The organism is Bacillus sp. YKCMOAS1, assembly GCF_030268125.1.
Lineage (GTDB): Bacteria > Bacillota > Bacilli > Bacillales > Bacillaceae > Bacillus > Bacillus safensis.
In genome coordinates this window covers 384,989-401,091 of sequence record NZ_BSEI01000003.1, presented here as the reverse complement: position 1 = coordinate 401,091, position 16,103 = coordinate 384,989, and the positions used below count along the sequence as shown (strand labels likewise).

General features: G+C 41.8%; 16 protein-coding genes. All 16 read left to right on the top strand.

The genetic code is table 11. From position 1 onward, the window contains the following. Nucleotides 1–139: 139 nt before the first annotated feature. The 16 genes from QSJ46_RS11075 to QSJ46_RS11000 all read left to right on the top strand — a co-directional run bounded on the left by QSJ46_RS11075 (nt 140) and on the right by QSJ46_RS11000 (nt 16,057). A complete protein-coding gene (locus QSJ46_RS11075; protein WP_483298735.1) occupies nt 140–4,456 on the top strand; it encodes a S8 family peptidase in 4,317 nt (1,438 codons plus the stop codon). Nucleotides 4,457–4,706: 250 nt separating this feature from the next. Further along, nucleotides 4,707–5,636 carry a sigma-E processing peptidase SpoIIGA gene (gene spoIIGA / locus QSJ46_RS11070; RefSeq protein ID WP_212039793.1) on the top strand — a complete coding sequence of 310 codons (930 nt, stop codon included), beginning with the start codon at nt 4,707–4,709 and terminating at the stop codon, nt 5,634–5,636. 58 nt (nt 5,637–5,694) lie between these two features. Further along, nucleotides 5,695–6,414, top strand: a complete 720-nt coding sequence (sigE, locus tag QSJ46_RS11065; RefSeq protein WP_007499746.1) for an RNA polymerase sporulation sigma factor SigE — start codon at nt 5,695–5,697, stop codon at nt 6,412–6,414. 143 nt (nt 6,415–6,557) lie between these two features. Continuing rightward, the gene (gene sigG, locus QSJ46_RS11060; protein ID WP_024424250.1) at nt 6,558–7,337 is read left to right on the top strand and encodes an RNA polymerase sporulation sigma factor SigG; all 780 of its coding nucleotides are present in this window, start codon (nt 6,558–6,560) and stop codon (nt 7,335–7,337) included. Between the two features lie 151 nt (nt 7,338–7,488). Beyond that, complete coding sequence (locus QSJ46_RS11055; RefSeq protein WP_039178363.1) at nt 7,489–8,427, top strand: sugar-binding transcriptional regulator; 939 nt, start codon at nt 7,489–7,491, stop codon at nt 8,425–8,427. A gap of 244 nt (nt 8,428–8,671) precedes the next feature. Beyond that, nucleotides 8,672–9,916 carry an NAD(P)H-dependent oxidoreductase gene (locus tag QSJ46_RS11050; protein ID WP_039178366.1) on the top strand — a complete coding sequence of 415 codons (1,245 nt, stop codon included), beginning with the start codon at nt 8,672–8,674 and terminating at the stop codon, nt 9,914–9,916. A gap of 12 nt (nt 9,917–9,928) precedes the next feature. Further along, entirely contained in the window at nt 9,929–10,360 is a 432-nt protein-coding gene (locus QSJ46_RS11045) for a transcriptional regulator GutM (RefSeq protein ID WP_041084924.1), read from the top strand. An 18-nt stretch (nt 10,361–10,378) separates the two neighbouring features. Continuing rightward, nucleotides 10,379–10,906, top strand: a complete 528-nt coding sequence (gene srlA, locus QSJ46_RS11040) for a PTS glucitol/sorbitol transporter subunit IIC (RefSeq protein ID WP_047202115.1) — start codon at nt 10,379–10,381, stop codon at nt 10,904–10,906. A gap of 16 nt (nt 10,907–10,922) precedes the next feature. Further along, nucleotides 10,923–11,933, top strand: a complete 1,011-nt coding sequence (gene srlE, locus QSJ46_RS11035; RefSeq protein WP_024426936.1) for a PTS glucitol/sorbitol transporter subunit IIB — start codon at nt 10,923–10,925, stop codon at nt 11,931–11,933. A gap of 26 nt (nt 11,934–11,959) precedes the next feature. Further along, nucleotides 11,960–12,316 (top strand): PTS glucitol/sorbitol transporter subunit IIA, encoded by a 357-nt coding sequence (locus QSJ46_RS11030; protein ID WP_007499733.1) that lies wholly within the window; start codon nt 11,960–11,962, stop codon nt 12,314–12,316. Nucleotides 12,317–12,445: 129 nt separating this feature from the next. Then, nucleotides 12,446–13,222, top strand: a complete 777-nt coding sequence (locus tag QSJ46_RS11025; protein ID WP_285604715.1) for an ABC transporter ATP-binding protein — start codon at nt 12,446–12,448, stop codon at nt 13,220–13,222. Between the two features lie 79 nt (nt 13,223–13,301). Then, entirely contained in the window at nt 13,302–13,538 is a 237-nt protein-coding gene (locus QSJ46_RS11020; RefSeq protein WP_008344958.1) for a YlmC/YmxH family sporulation protein, read from the top strand. Between the two features lie 211 nt (nt 13,539–13,749). Then, on the top strand, nt 13,750–14,613 hold the full coding sequence (gene pgeF / locus QSJ46_RS11015; RefSeq protein ID WP_483298734.1) for a peptidoglycan editing factor PgeF: 864 nt from the start codon (nt 13,750–13,752) through the stop codon (nt 14,611–14,613). Nucleotides 14,614–14,619: 6 nt separating this feature from the next. Further along, nucleotides 14,620–15,309: a YggS family pyridoxal phosphate-dependent enzyme gene (locus tag QSJ46_RS11010; RefSeq protein ID WP_285604793.1), complete on the top strand. Its 690-nt coding sequence runs from the start codon at nt 14,620–14,622 to the stop codon at nt 15,307–15,309. A 1-nt stretch (nt 15,310) separates the two neighbouring features. Next, nucleotides 15,311–15,769 (top strand): cell division protein SepF, encoded by a 459-nt coding sequence (sepF, locus tag QSJ46_RS11005; protein WP_003212271.1) that lies wholly within the window; start codon nt 15,311–15,313, stop codon nt 15,767–15,769. 6 nt (nt 15,770–15,775) lie between these two features. Further along, on the top strand, nt 15,776–16,057 hold the full coding sequence (locus QSJ46_RS11000) for a YggT family protein (protein WP_041084921.1): 282 nt from the start codon (nt 15,776–15,778) through the stop codon (nt 16,055–16,057). Nucleotides 16,058–16,103 lie beyond the last annotated feature (46 nt).

Here is a 16,103-nt window from a genome sequence, read left to right as displayed (position 1 = left end):
AATCCTATTACAAAAAGCGACAAAATGATGATCTTTATTTGACTACATTAAATAGAACACCATGAATCTTGTCATGAACAAAGGAAAGGGAGGAGTGAGACCCACACTCTGTTTGACCATTTGAGGAGGAGGGATTTGATTGAAAGTGAAGTTTCGCAAAACCGCCGGCTATCGTTTGATGAGTCTTTTGGTGATTGGTACTTTAACGATGACAAGCTTTGGAATGGTTCAAGCAAAATCGACTTCTACCTCATATCAAGAGGAAGCTGTTTCCTCCAAAAAAACAAAAGCAAAGATATCATCTAGATTAATGAAACAGTTTCAACAAGAAGACAAGGTGACCTTTTTAGTCAAAATGAAGGAACAAACAAATGTCAAAAAAGTGGCGAAGGATGCTGTGTCAAAAGCCAAAAAACAGAAGTTAACAGCTGCTAAAACGCAGTACACAAAAAGATCAGCTGTTGTATCAGAACTAAGAGCAACATCTGAAGAGACGCAGGAAGCGCTGCTTGCTTATTTACAAAAGGCACAAAAGAAAAACCAAGTGAAGGCTATTCATTCGTACTATATTGTGAATGGTCTCGCTGTGACGGGAACGAAAGAAGTCATGGAAAAGGTGGCTTCCTTCCCAGAAGTAGATCAAGTGCTGCCAAATGAAATCCGTCAAATTCATCGTCCTGTTGATTTGAACACTTCAAAGCCGAACAAACAAATCAAAGCAGCAGATGGAATCGAATGGAATATTTCTCAAGTTCATGCCCCAGAAGCGTGGGCTTTAGGCTATGACGGTACTGGTACCGTTGTGGCAAGTATTGATACAGGTGTGGAATGGGATCATCCTGCATTAAAAGAAAAGTACCGCGGTTTTGATCTTGCACGTCCGAATGAACCTTCTCATGAATTCAATTGGTACGATGCAACGACAGGTTCTGAAACGCCATACGATGATTTAGAGCATGGTACACATGTGACGGGAACGATGGTTGGCTCTGAGTCAAATGGAGAGAATCAAATTGGCGTCGCACCAGGTGCAAAATGGATTGCGGTGAAAGCTTTCTCAGAAGATGGTGGATCAGATGCTGATCTGCTTGACGCAGGTGAATGGATTTTAGCCCCAAAAGATGAAAACGGAAACCCTCATCCAGAAAAGGCACCAGATGTAGTCAATAATTCTTGGGGCGGCGGGCCTGGTCTAGATGATTGGTATAAAGATGTGGTCAATGCTTGGAGAGCGGCAGATATCTTCCCAGAGTTTTCAGCTGGTAATACGGATTTATTTAACCCTGGCGGTGAGGGATCTATTGCAAATCCTGCGAACTATCCAGAAGCCTTTGCGACGGGTGCAACAGATCAAAACAACAAATTGGGTTCTTTCTCTTTGCAAGGTCCCTCTCCATATGGCGTCATGAAACCAGATATTGCGGCCCCAGGGGTAAACATTCGTTCTTCTATACCTGGAAAAAGGTATGAGGATGGCTGGAATGGAACCTCGATGGCAGGTCCGCATGTTTCAGCTGTTGTGGCTCTTCTGCGCCAAGTACAGGCAGATCTGTCTGTGGAAGAGATCGAAGAAATTCTCATTGATACTGCAAAGCCGCTGACAGATCAGCAATTCCCGGAATCCCCTAACAATGGCTATGGGGCAGGATTAGTTGATGCAAGAGAGGCGATCACAGCATTAACAGATGGAATTGGCAAGATTGAAGGACAGGTAACAAAAGAAGGAGAAGATACAGAACCACCTGTTTTTTCTCATAAAGGACCGAATGAAATTTTTGCCTCTACGCCAACTCCTCTAAGCATCACAGCAGAAGATGAAGTAGCTGTGACAAATGTCTCCTTGAGCTATCAAGTGGATCAAGGGAAAAGGGAGACGCTGCAAGCAAAACGTACGGATGGAAATCATTTAAAAGGGACATATGTTGTCCAGCTACCAGAACTTGAGGGAGAAAATGTCACGTACCGATGGATTGTGAAAGATTTTGGAGAAAATGAAGCCGCATCAGAACCGTATACGCTTCCGATTAGAACATCCATCACGACTGGCTACTCGCAAGATTTTGAAGCATGGCCTAGTGGATGGTTCAGTGGTGGAACAAAAGATCCTTGGCAGTGGGGAAAGCCGACCACAGGTCCGAATCAAGCCTTTACTGGAGATCATGTTTACGCCACAAACCTAGACAGTCCTTATGAAAATTCAACAGATGCTCATTTATCCATGCCGATGATTGCTGTACCTGAGTCAGGCTCCTCCTTTTTACAATATCAATACTGGCATGACCTTGAAGCAAATTATGACTATGTGCATATTCATGTGCAGCCTGAGGGGGAAGATGCTGTCCAGGTGGCAGCCTACACAGGCAAAACAAGTGCATGGACAAAAGGAGAAGTTGATTTATCTGCCTACAAAGGCCAAAATGTGAGGGTTATTTTTCAGCTCAGAACGGATGGCAGTGTGACAAAAGACGGTTTTTATTTAGATGATGTGAAAATAACAGATGAAGCCTTGCCTCAAAAGGCAAAGAAACAACTTGGCATCATCAAAAAAGAAAAGCCAGCACAGGAGCAGAAGAAACCCGTTGATCCGAAAAGGGCAAAGCCTGCTAAAATAAAAGAAAAACATGTCCAGATGAAAAAGGAAAAAAGCTTAGATGCTCCGTCTATCAAAGCTCTTCCGATGAAGGCAGAAATCAGTGTTCTTGAAAGCGGAAAATCCACGTACACAGATGAAGCGACAGGGAGATATCAGCTTTCTCATGGTGCAGGGGAGTTTACAGTGAAAGCTGAAGCATATGGATTTGAATCACGCACCCAAAAAGTCAATATTCCCTCAAATGACACGGCAGAGGCAAATTTCTCTTTGCAGCCACTTGAGAAACGAACGATCTCCGGCACAATTGTAAACGAAACAACGGGTGAAAAAGTCAAGGATGCCACGGTTTATCTTGTAGAGGATGCGAAAATTGAGCCGGTCAAAACAGATGAATCCGGCGAGTTTTCTCTAGAGGCATTGAGCGGTGTGTATACAGTCAAAGTATTTGCGAAAGGGTTTAAAGGATATTCATTTACAGCAGATGTGACAGAAAAGCCGCTTGAAAAAGCAATTAAGCTGGAACCTTTCATCGGTTTTGCTGGCGAAATTGGCTACGATGACGGAACAGCTGAAAATGCGCGGGCGTTCTATGATCCTGGCAATGGCTGGGCGGTGAAATTTTCATTAGAAAAGGGGAAGAAACAAGCGCAAGTCACAGGTGGGCTTTTCCGTTTCTGGACAACAGAGTGGCCAGCCCCTGGCGGGAATGAATTTGCGGTTGAAGTGTATGATGCATCCGGGAAGGACGGCGCTCCAGGTGAGAAAGTCGCTGGACCTTTCAAAGCGAATGCGCTGCGCAATGGTGAATGGACAAAAGTAAATTTAGAGGATCAAGCCATTACGGTGGAGGGAGATTTCTACCTTGTCTATATTCAAACGAAAAAGAATACGGAATCTCCAGGCCTTGCAACAGATGAAGATGGACCAAATGCTGAAAGAAGTTGGCAGCTGACAAGCGGTGCCTTTTCTCCTTCTCCAAAAGAAGAGGGAAATTATATGATTCGTGCGCTTGTCCAATATGAAGCAGATGTACCAGAAATAACGTCTCCAAAAGCAGGAACGATCACGAACAAAGATGAACTGGAGATTCAAGGAAAAGCCTCTCCAGGGCTGGATGTAGCGATCTATCAAAACGATGAAGAGATTGCCAAAGTGAAAGCAGACCAGTCAGGTGTTTTCAAAGAGAAGGTCACAGTTTCAAGCGGAGAGCATGTATTCACGGCTGCCACTGTTACGGATAAAGGTGCAACGAAAAAATCCAAATCAGTAAAGGTGATCATTGATCAAACAGCCCCATCGCTAACGATAGATACACCGAAAAAAGGGGAAAAGTCTAACAAAGAATCTCTCACTGTAGAAGGAAAGGTAACGGATGATCATCTTGATCAAGTCACTGTGAATGGAAAAAAGGCAGCAATAAAAGATGGGAAATATTCTGCAAGAATACTGCTTGAAAACGGGAAAAATACGATCAAAGTAACAGCGAAAGATGCAGCAGGAAACAAAACGACTAAAAAAGTCGATATCGATGTTCAATACGAAGCACCTGAAATTTCGAAGCTGACACCAGCAGAGAATGTCAATCTATCATCAGGTGAGTCTGTTAAAATTTCATTTAAAAGCAGAGAAAAGTTAGACGCAACGTTTGTCATTCATATGCCGCTGACAAACGTTAGATCAAAGCTGCAAAATACAACAGAGCTGCCGCTTCGCGAGGTAGCTAACGGAACGTATGAAGGCTACTGGACAGCTACTTCTACCGCCAAAGCAAAAGGTGCAGTCATTGAAGTGATTGTGCGGGATGATTATGGAAATATCACACGACAAAAGGCTCCAGGCACATTAAATATCAATGAAAAATGACCCTTGAAAAAAGGCACGACTCCTAGGAGCGTGTCTTTTTCATTTCGAACAATTGTTTGAAGGCTTGTCCAGGAGCACACTCCCTTGCTTTGCGCTCTCATTCCTCGACAAAAACAATAACAATCCACCAAAAGTTCTCTATCATCCCCAACAAGAATTGACAGACTTCCATCTCATGGCTGTTTTATACTGGTACAAACAAGTGCAAGTACTGCTTTTGATTCTTTGTTTCAGATGAAAGGAGCAGAAGGTGGTCATTTATTTAGATGTGATTTGGCTGTTAAACTTTTGTTTTGATCTATTGCTTCTCTTACTCACTGCATTTATTCTCAAACGACAAGTAAAAAAAAGGCGATATATGTTAGGAGCTCTGATTGGATCGAGCATTGTTCTCTTGCTCTTTACACCATTTGCAATGTATGTGTCACACCCTCTAGGCAAACTGCTTTTTTCTGTCTTGATCGTGCTTGCAACTTTTGGATTTCAAAGATTTCGTTCCTTTTTTCAAAACCTGTTTGCTTTTTACTTTGTCACATTTTTGATGGGAGGAGGCATGATCGGGGTTCATTCGTTTTTACAAACCAATACTGTTATTCAAAACGGGCTGCTGATTTCACAAAATGATGGCTTTGGTGATCCCATTAGCTGGCTTTTCGTTTTAACTGGCTTTCCTGCGATTTGGCTCTTCTCAAAGAAAAGATTAGGAGAGGTCGGTGCGAAAAAAAGACAGTTTGATGAACAAGTACTTGTGGAGATACACATTCACGGAGAGACCATCCGGCTAAAGGGACTCGTCGATTCTGGCAATCAGCTGTATGATCCTATGACGAAAACACCTGTGATGATTGTTCAGGCCGATCAGCTTATGTCCATTTGCGGGGAGCCATTTATAGAGCTTATGAAGCAGTCTCATCCTGTTGAAGTGATGCAAAAGCTCGATGATCAATTTCCGCTTCTTGATCGTTTAAGACTTGTTCCATATCGAGCGGTCGGTCATGATCACGGGTTTCTTCTATGCTTAAAACCAGATACGGTCATCATTTATTCAAAAACACATATGATCAAGCCAGCCAAGTGTTTTGTAGGCATGAGTCTAAGCGGTTTATCAGCAGATCAGGAATTTCAATCCATCATTCACCCAGATATGTTAGACGGAAAAATCATCCAAGGGGTGTCTTAAGTTTTGGTGATGTCTTTTATCTTACGAGGTCAACTTGACATTTAGAAGGGAGAAGAAGATGAAAAAATTAAAATTTAAACTCACTTACTACTGGTATAAACTCCTCATGAAGCTAGGTCTAAAGAGTGATGAGATTTATTATATTGGTGGTAGTGAGGCGCTGCCGCCGCCATTATCAAAGGATGAAGAGCAGGAACTGCTTGTCAAATTACCAAAAGGTGATCAAACAGCAAGGGCCATCCTAATCGAAAGAAATTTACGGTTGGTGGTCTACATCGCAAGAAAATTTGAAAACACAGGGATAAATATTGAGGATTTAATTAGTATTGGAACCATTGGCCTGATTAAGGCAGTCAATACATTTAACCCAGAAAAAAAGATCAAGCTTGCCACATATGCTTCGAGATGTATTGAAAATGAGATTTTGATGTATTTGCGCCGGAATAATAAAATTCGTTCTGAAGTGTCGTTTGATGAGCCGCTCAACATTGATTGGGACGGAAATGAACTGCTTTTATCAGACGTCCTTGGAACAGATGATGATATTATCACGCGGGATATTGAAGCAAATGTAGATAAAAAACTTTTGAAAAAAGCGCTGGAGCAATTAAATGACCGCGAAAAGCAGATCATGGAGCTCAGGTTCGGTTTGGTAGGCGGTGAAGAAAAAACCCAAAAAGATGTCGCTGACATGCTAGGAATTTCTCAGTCGTATATTTCAAGGCTTGAAAAAAGAATTATTAAACGATTACAAAAAGAATTTAACAAAATGGTCTAAAAAAATTTTTTTGAAAGCTCTGTCCCTTTGCTGTCAAAGGAATCAACTTCTTTTCTCATGATTCTCGTCATCCGTCGTGCATATTTTTCCATCCCAAGGAGATACTGAACTTTGTACAACAGCTCCTGTAGGGAGGGAAAAAAGTGTCCAGAAATAAAGTGGAAATCTGCGGAGTCGACACCTCCAAACTGCCTGTTCTGAAAAACGAAGAGATGAGAAAATTGTTCAGACAGCTGCAAGATGAAGGTGACGATACAGCAAGAGAAAAGCTAGTCAATGGCAATTTGCGGTTGGTTTTAAGTGTGATTCAGCGTTTTAACAACAGAGGCGAGTATGTGGATGATCTCTTCCAAGTAGGCTGTATCGGATTAATGAAATCAATTGATAATTTTGATTTAAGCCACAATGTCAGATTTTCAACTTATGCGGTCCCTATGATCATAGGAGAAATCCGACGATACTTGCGTGATAACAACCCGATTCGGGTGTCTCGTTCACTAAGAGATATTGCCTATAAAGCGCTTCAGGTCCGTGAGAGGCTGATTAGTGAGACAAGCAAGGAGCCAACGGCAGAAGACATTGCCAAAGTGCTGGAAGTGCCTCATGAGGAAATTGTCTTTGCCCTAGATGCGATTCAAGATCCTGTTTCTTTGTTTGAACCGATTTATAATGACGGAGGAGATCCGATTTATGTGATGGATCAAATTAGTGATGATCGGAACAAAGACACACAATGGGTAGAGGAATTGGCCTTAAAAGAGGGAATGCGCCGATTGAATGATCGAGAAAAAATGATTCTCCGCAAACGTTTCTTCCAGGGAAAAACGCAAATGGAAGTCGCTGAAGAGATCGGGATTTCTCAAGCACAAGTCTCAAGACTTGAAAAAGCAGCCATCAAACAAATGAATAAAAATATCTTTTAAAGCCGCCGCTTCATGTGCGGCTTTTTTCATTCTTGTGAGAGAGCACGTCTCTAGTATTGACTCTGTTATTTTTTTCATTTAATCTGTTTTTAACAAATGTTATTTTATATATCATTTGTTAGGGAACACTTAAGCGGAAAGAAGGGTTATTATGACATTCCATGATGAAAGAAGGCTGCTCATAAAGGTTGCGCATATGTATTATGAAGAAGGCGCCACTCAATCTAAAATAGCAGAAGCTGTTGGGGTTAGCCGCTCGCTCATATCGAAATATTTGGCAAAAGCACGTGAAGCAGGAATCGTGGAAATCATTATTCATGATGAAGTGAATCAACAATATGGATCATTAGAAAGAAAAATAGAGCGGAAATATGGACTGCGAGAAGTCGTCTGTGTGGAAACGCTCAGCCAAGAAACAACCAAAAGCCGAATCGGCGCTGCAGCGGCAGGCTTTTTGTTAAAAGTAATAAAGGATGGACAAGTCATCGGTTTTTCATCAGGAACCACTTTGCATGAAATGGCGAAAGCGCTTACGTCAGTTCAGCACTTTCCGTCCGTGACATTTGTTCCGCTTGTCGGGGGTGTGGGTAACGAAGATGTTGATATCCACGCCAACTATATAATTGCAAGGTGCACAGAAGCACTCAAATCTAAATGTGAGTTTTTACATGTGCCTGTTATGCTTGATACGAAAGAAGCGAAGGACGTACTAATACGGCAGCCATCAATCAAAAAAGTGATTAAACTAGGAGAATCATCAAATATTGCGGTTGTCGGAATTGGCGGGGTTCCGCAGCATTCAACGATGGTGAAATCTTATATGACAAGCGGTGAGGAGGATATTCTTCAAGCGAAGGATGTGGCGGGTGACATTTGCTATAACTTTATTGATCATCAAGGGGAAGTGTATCCCCACCCGTGGAACGACCGGGTAATGGGCATAAGCCCGCAAAAGCTGAAGGAAATCCCGCTAGTCATTGGTGTCGCTGGAGGAGAAGAGAAAATTGAAGCGATCCGGGCAGCATTAGAAGGTGGATTAATTCATGTATTGATTACGGATGAACGAACAGGAGATGCCTTATTAAAGTAACTACCTAATCATATTAGGTAGTTTTTTTGAGTCTTTAGACTCAAAAAGATTGAAAATTTTATCGATTTTAGCTTGACACAAAGTTGACACATCATATAAACTAAGTTCATAACAAATGATAAACAAAATAACAAATGTTACAAGAAACAGATTTTTGTTAATTTTTATAACATTTGTTAAAAGTTTCAGATTATTTTTCTAGCAATCTACCCGAGAAGCAAGAAAACCTGAAAGGATGATTTAGATGTCAATCTATCAACAATTGTTAGCTCGAGAACGCAGTGGAGATCCAATCAAAGTAGGAATTATTGGGGCAGGCCAGATGGGCTTTGGGCTCATTTCACAAATTTCTAAAATTCCAGGCATGATTGTAGCAGGTGTTTGTGATATTCACCTTAGTGCAGCGGAGAAGGCAGCGAATTTTTACAAGCAGCATGCGAAGCCGCATCAAATGGTCGTCACAAATGATTATAGGGAAGTGATTCAATCAGATTTTGTGGAAGTGGTCGTAGATGCAACAGGAGTTCCAGAAGTCGGAGCAAACATTTCTTTGGAAGCGCTTAATTCAAAAAAACATCTCGTTCTTTTAAATGTAGAAGTTGATATTACCATCGGTTTGGTGATGCATAAATTATTCACAAATGCAGGACTTGTTTACTCTGGATCAGCTGGTGACGAACCGGCAGCAACACTAGAATTATATGAATTTGCGAAAACAATGGGACTTGAGGTGCTCGTTGCTGGGAAAGGCAAGAACAACCCATTCTTCCCAGAAGCAAATCCAGATACGTGTAAAGCAGAAGCAGATAGTAAACATATGAGTGCACATATGCTCGCTGCCTTCCAAGACGGAACAAAAACAATGGCAGAAATGAACTTATTAAGTAACGCGACAGGGCTTTTGCCAGATAAAGTCGGTATGCACGGGGTTGAAGCAAATTTAGAGAATGTAGCAGATAAATTGAATCAAAAACAACAAGGTGGCGTGCTCGATAACTTCGGAGTCGTTGAATATGTAAATGGGCTAGCACCAGGCGTATTCGTTATCGTCAAGAGTGATCTTGAGCCAGTAGATGAAGAGCTTCGTTACTTAAAAGTTGGAAAAGGTCCTCACTACACGCTTTACCGTCCTTTCCACTTAGCGAGTCTTGAAACACCTGTTACCATCGCAAAAGCAGTCTTACAGCATGACTCATCGATCCACCCGATTGGTGTACCAGTGTCAGAAACAGTCGCTGTTGCGAAAAGAGATATTCAAGCAGGAGAATCACTTGACGGAATTGGCGGATACTCTGTAAGAGGTGTACTTGAAACGCATCAAGACATGAAATCGAACGGTCATATTCCGATTGGCTTAATCAGCGGAAAAGTCGTAGCGAAAAAAGACATCAAATTAGGACAGTTCCTCACTCATGATGATGTAGAGCTTGATTCAAACACAACCGTTTGGAAGCTGCGTTCATTACAAGATCACTTATTTCAATCATAAGGACGTGAAGCTATGGAAAAATTAGCAATCGTACTTTGTATCATTCTCATCGTGCAGTATGGATTATCTTTTATTCAAATCAAGTATTACCGCAAAAGCATGGACTCACTAATTGATGACTACAGAGGGAAACAGGGCTATCACTTATTTTCAGGAATGGAACGGCGCAAAGTTGGCCCTGGAGCCATTGCGCTCATCATTGTGGATGAATCGTATATTATTCAAAAATGTCATGTGCTTGGCGGCGTGTCGATCTTATCTAAATTTAAAGAAGTTCCTTCATATGAAGGCAAGCATGTAGGGGCTGTGCTGGACGAGCACCACATGATGAAGAAAACGTTGAAAAAACGTAAAAAGGCGCCAGCTGTCATGCAAGCACTTTCCATGGCGGCTGAGCAGGCACTTGTCTCGATTTCGAAAAAAAATATAACAAATGTGAACTAAAGAAAGGGGAGATGAAACATGGAATGGATTCAATGGTTTGGAGAGCACTTTATCGGAATGTTTGAAGCCGGCGGAAAGCAATTCATGGGCCTTGTTACAGGTATCGTTCCAACGCTTGTTGTGTTACTTACTTTCACTTATGCTGTCATGAAATTTATTGGAGAAGAGCGAGTGAATAGAGCCATTCAGTTTGCAGCGAAGTATACCATTTTGCGCTACACGTTAATGCCGATCTTATCCGTTCTTATTTTGACAAACCCAATGGCTTATACGTTTGGCCGCTTCTTACCTGAAAAACAAAAACCAGCATTCTATGATTCAGCTGTTTCATTTGTTCATCCGGTGACATCACTGTTCCCGTATGCCAACGCAGGAGAACTATTTGTCTACTTAGGAATTGCGAACGGGATTAAAGAAGCTGGATATTCAATGTCAGAGCTTGCTGTTCGTTACTTCTTAGTCGGGATCGTCGTCATTTTACTACGCGGAATCATTACTGAATGGATTACAAAATATTTAGCAGGAAAAATGAAAGCGAATTCATAATAGGGGAGGGTTAGACATGACAAACCACAAAGTATTTGTTGCAAAAGGTGCTGGCGGATGGGGAGAAGGTTTAGAGCTTGAACCAACTGGTAAAAGAAGAAAGGTTGTTTCCATTACAGGGGGAGGCATTCACCCGGTTGCACGTAAAATTGCAGAAATGACAGGGACAGAAGCATGTGACGGCTTTAAAAACTCCATACCAGAAGATGAAATGATGTGTGTTGTCATTGACTGCGGAGGAACAGCGCGAATCGGACTTTATCCAATGAAACGCATTCCTACTGTAGACGTTTTGGCATCCTCTCCTTCTGGACCGCTTGCTAAACATATTACAGAAGATATCTTCGTATCAGGCGTAACAGAAAAAGATATTTCCTATGCAGAAGCATCTGATGGTGAGGCAAAAGCAGAAGGTCAGGAAAACAGTGAGTCGATTGACAAAGAGAATTTCAAAGAGACGTATGCAAAGCTGAAAGAGGAAAATATCGAGCGGCAGGAAAAAGGCAATTTCCTGATGAGATTCTCACGAGGAATCGGGAAAGTCACCGGTACGTTCTACCAGGCTGGCCGTGATTCTGTTGATATGCTTTTGAAAAACATTATTCCATTCATGGCATTTGTCAGTATGTTAATTGGAATTATCAATTATACAAAAATTGGTGACCTGATTGCCCATTTTCTATCACCTTTGGCAGGATCTCTTTGGGGGCTCTTACTGCTCGTAGTGGTCTGTACATTGCCGTTCCTATCACCTGTCTTAGGACCTGGAGCAGTCATTGCCCAAGTCATCGGTGTTCTGATTGGTAGTCAAATCGCACTAGGAAACATTCCGCCTCAATTTGCACTTCCTGCACTATTTGCCATCAACGGTCAAGTAGGGTGTGATTTTATTCCAGTGGGGCTGTCACTTGGTGAAGCGAAGCCGGAAACGGTACAATATGGGGTACCAGCTGTTTTGTATAGCCGTCTCATTACAGGGGTTCTATCTGTTGTGATCGCATACGTTGCCAGCTTCGGTATGTATTAAACGTATTAAAGGAGGAATCGAGATACATGGTAACACAATCTGTCGTAAAAGAAATTGGGATCTTAGTCCCGCAATTTAAAGAAGATAAGCTGATTGTATTATTTGGACCCGCAGCGCCGCAGGAATTAAGAGATATGTCTGTTATTCATGAGTTCGAACATCTAGAAGAAGAGCCGCTGAAGCTGGGCGGAACCATTCAAGTGGGCGATCAAACATACACGATCACAGCCCTCGGCAATAAAGCAAATGACAACTTTAAAGAGCTCGGCCACATTTCGATCTACTTCCAAGAGCCGTTTGATGATGTATTACCAGGAGCTGTATTTGCATCCCCGCACACGTTTCCTGATATAAAAGAAGGCGTACGAATTGAAATTTCGTAACCATGTAAAAAAGCTGTTCCTAAAAAGGAGCAGCTTTTTTACATGAGGTTTACCAGAAAGAGCATTTACGATATGCTGTAAACATTCATTGTTTGTATATTCAGAATTTTTACTCAGGAGGAAGTTATCGTGTCACTTGAATTGAAGAATGTTTCATTAAAACGAAATGGGAAATGGCTCCTGCAGTCTATTGACTGGCAGGTGAACAAGCAGGAACACTGGGTACTTTACGGTTTAAATGGTGCGGGGAAAACCGCATTATTAAATATGCTCTGCTCTTATTATTTCCCCACGTCAGGCGAGATGACAGTGCTGGGACATGTCTTTGGCAAGGAGGCTCTTGGTGAAAAGCTCAGGAGGAAAATTGGTCTCATCTCAGCAGGACTTGAAAAGAAATTGCACAGAGACGACAATGCTTTTGAAATTGTGCTGAGCGGCGCATTTGCTTCTATCGGGCTTTATGAAACCCCGACAGATGAAATGAGAGAGAAAGCCATTGATCTATTAAAAGCATTCGGTTCATTCAAATATGCCAACAGAACTTATGAAACACTCTCACAGGGAGAAAAGCAAAAAGTCTTGATTGCGAGGGCTTTAATGAATGATCCGCAGCTCTTGATTTTAGATGAACCTGTGACGGGTCTTGATTTTCTAGCAAGAGAGCAAGTGCTGGAGACCATCTCATTGATTGCAGCAAAGCCTGATGCGCCTACTTTGCTCTATACGACCCATCATGCAGAGGAGATTCTGCCTGTTTTTCAGCATACCTTATTATTAAAAAATGGATCTGTTTTTGATCAAGGAGAAACAAAAGGGATGATGACAAGCGGCCTACTTTCTTCTTTTTTTGAATGTCCGGTAGATGTCATGTGGAGAAATGGCCGTCCGCATTTAAGTAAATTGTAGATAATAGAAACTATTGGTCTGCGTCCCTGCTTTTCCATCATACATATTATAGTAGAAAACGAAAGGCGGGGAAGGACAGATGATCAGCATTTCTGAATTCCAAATCAAGGATGTCGTCGATGTATCCAGCGGGAAAAAACTAGGTACCATTGGGGACATTGATATTAATGTCACAAGCGGCAAAATCCAAGCGATTATTATTGGCGGCACAGGTAAAATGATGGGATTTTTCGGAAAAGAAGAGGAAATGATTGTCCCATGGCGAAATATAGTAAAAATTGGCGAAGATGTGATACTTGTCCGCTTGTCTTCTTAATTCGTATAACTCCTCAATGAATCATTCAATTTTTCCTTAAAATAAACTCTTCATTCTTAGCAAACAATGTCTTTTTCGGGTAAAAAGATTACGTTTTCATATCAATTTGAAAAAAAACCTGCAGAAAGGGCACATTTGAGTGTAATATTTAATGAATCCCACTAACTGTCTATGTATGTCTTGTGGTAAAATAGGAGCGAAATAAAGAGAGATGAATGAAAGGTGGGAGGCAGCTTTGACACACAAATATGACCCCTTTCAGCAGAAATCACCATATGCAATGACCATTCATGATTGGACGAACATGACATGTTCTGGTAAAGAGGTATTGGCCGGATTTACAACAAAAAATGGCGGCTTCAGCCTTACTCCATATCAATCATTGAACACTGGACTCCATGTAGGAGACGATGCTTCTAGTGTACAAATGAATCGTCAAGTCATAGCAGCTGCTGCTGCTGTGCCGCTCTCTGATTGGGTGTTTGCAGACCAAACACACGAGGATCGCATCCTGAAAGTCACCAAGGAGCAAAGAGGAAGAGGAAGTCTTCATTATGATGAGGCACTGCCTGGTACAGACGGTTTATATACGTCTGAGACGAACATGATGCTCGCTCTTTGTTTCGCTGATTGTGTTCCGCTTTATTTTCTAGCTCCGCAAAACGGATTAATTGGAACGGCTCATGCCGGCTGGAAAGGAACCGTCAAGCAAATTGGTGCAAAGATGGTTGATGTATGGGTCAGCCAAGAAGGTGCCAAGGCCGATCAGATTCAAGTCGTCATTGGACCATCCATTGGCAGCTGCTGCTACATAGTCGATGACGTCGTCATGGATCAAGTGAAACGGCTTCCTTTTTCAACAGAGGATGTGTATTCCGAGATTTCACAAGGACAATATAAAATTGACTTGAAAACACTAAACAAAAACGTATTGCTTCATGCAGGAATAAAAGAAGAAAACATACATGTCAGTTCGATGTGCACAAGCTGCAATGATCAGCTTTTCTTCTCACACCGGCGTGATCAAGGGAAAACAGGACGTATGATGTCTTTTGTCGGGTTTAAGGAGGCATAAGTGCAATTGAATGTACGAGAGAATCTCAGACATATAAATGAACAAATAAACGAAGCATGTAAAAGAGCAGGTAGACATCCAGCAGATGTATCGGTCGTCGCTGTGACAAAGTATGTCTCGATTGAACGAGCACTAGAAGCCAAGGAAGCAGGGATTGTGCACTTTGGTGAAAATCGAGACCAAGGGTTACTTGAAAAGCAGGCGGCCATAACCGATGAAAACATTAGCTGGCACTTTATCGGCAGTTTACAAACACGAAAAGTGAAATCTGTCATTCAGACAATTGACTACTTACATTCGCTCGACAGGCTGTCTCTTGCGAATGAAATTGAAAAAAGAGCGGATCACACAGTTCGCTGTTTTGTACAAGTGAACACATCACTTGAGGAGTCAAAACACGGCTTGAAAAGTGAAGACGTCATTCCATTTGTGAAACAGCTCGCTGATTTCAAACAGATTGAAATTGCAGGACTGATGACGATGGCTCCATTTACAGAGGATCACACTGTGATTCGAAACTGTTTTAAAGCATTAAAAAACCTTCAAGAAGAAGTAAAACATCTTAACCAAGTGAATGCACCTTGTCAGCATTTATCGATGGGCATGTCAAATGATTTTGAAATCGCAATTGAAGAAGGTGCGACATTCGTTCGGATTGGCTCTTCACTTGTTGGAAATGAAACAGGAGGTGCGTGACATGAGCATAAAAAATAAATTTAAAAGCTTTTTCACTCTCGACGATGAAGAGTATGAGTACGAATATATTGATGAAGAAAGAGAACCCGTTCAAGAAGAAAAAGGAACGAAGGACAAAGCAGCATTTCAAGAGCGCCCGCAGACAGGAAAACAAAATGTTGTCAGCTTGCAAAGCGTGCAGAAATCCTCTAAAGTGGTGTTAAGTGAGCCGCGTGTTTATGCAGAAGCGCAGGAGATTGCAGACCATATTAAAAACAGACGTGCAGTCGTCGTGAATTTGCAGCGCATTCAGCATGATCAAGCAAAGCGAATCATTGACTTCTTAAGCGGAACCGTTTATGCAATCGGTGGAGACATCCAGCGTATTGGCTCGAATATATTCCTCTGCACACCTGATAATGTAGATGTATCTGGCACAATATCAGAGCTATTGACAGAGGAAGAACCTCAGAGGTGGTAAATCATAGTGATTCTAAATTTCATTTTTAATATTTTAGGAACGGTATTAACGATTTACTCATTCGCGATTATTATTTACATCTTTATGTCATGGGTGCCATCTGCAAGAGAAACTGTGTTTGGCCGTTTTTTGACAAATATTTGCGAACCGTATTTAGAACCATTTCGTAAAATTATTCCGCCAATCGGCATGATCGACATCTCGCCGATTGTGGCATTGCTTGTGATTCGCTTTGCTTCAGAATATGGATTGAGAGGTCTTTATCAAATGATTGCAGGAATCATGTAAACAGGCTGCCGGGCTTGGCACTGCCAGGCTCTTTTACATAAGAGAG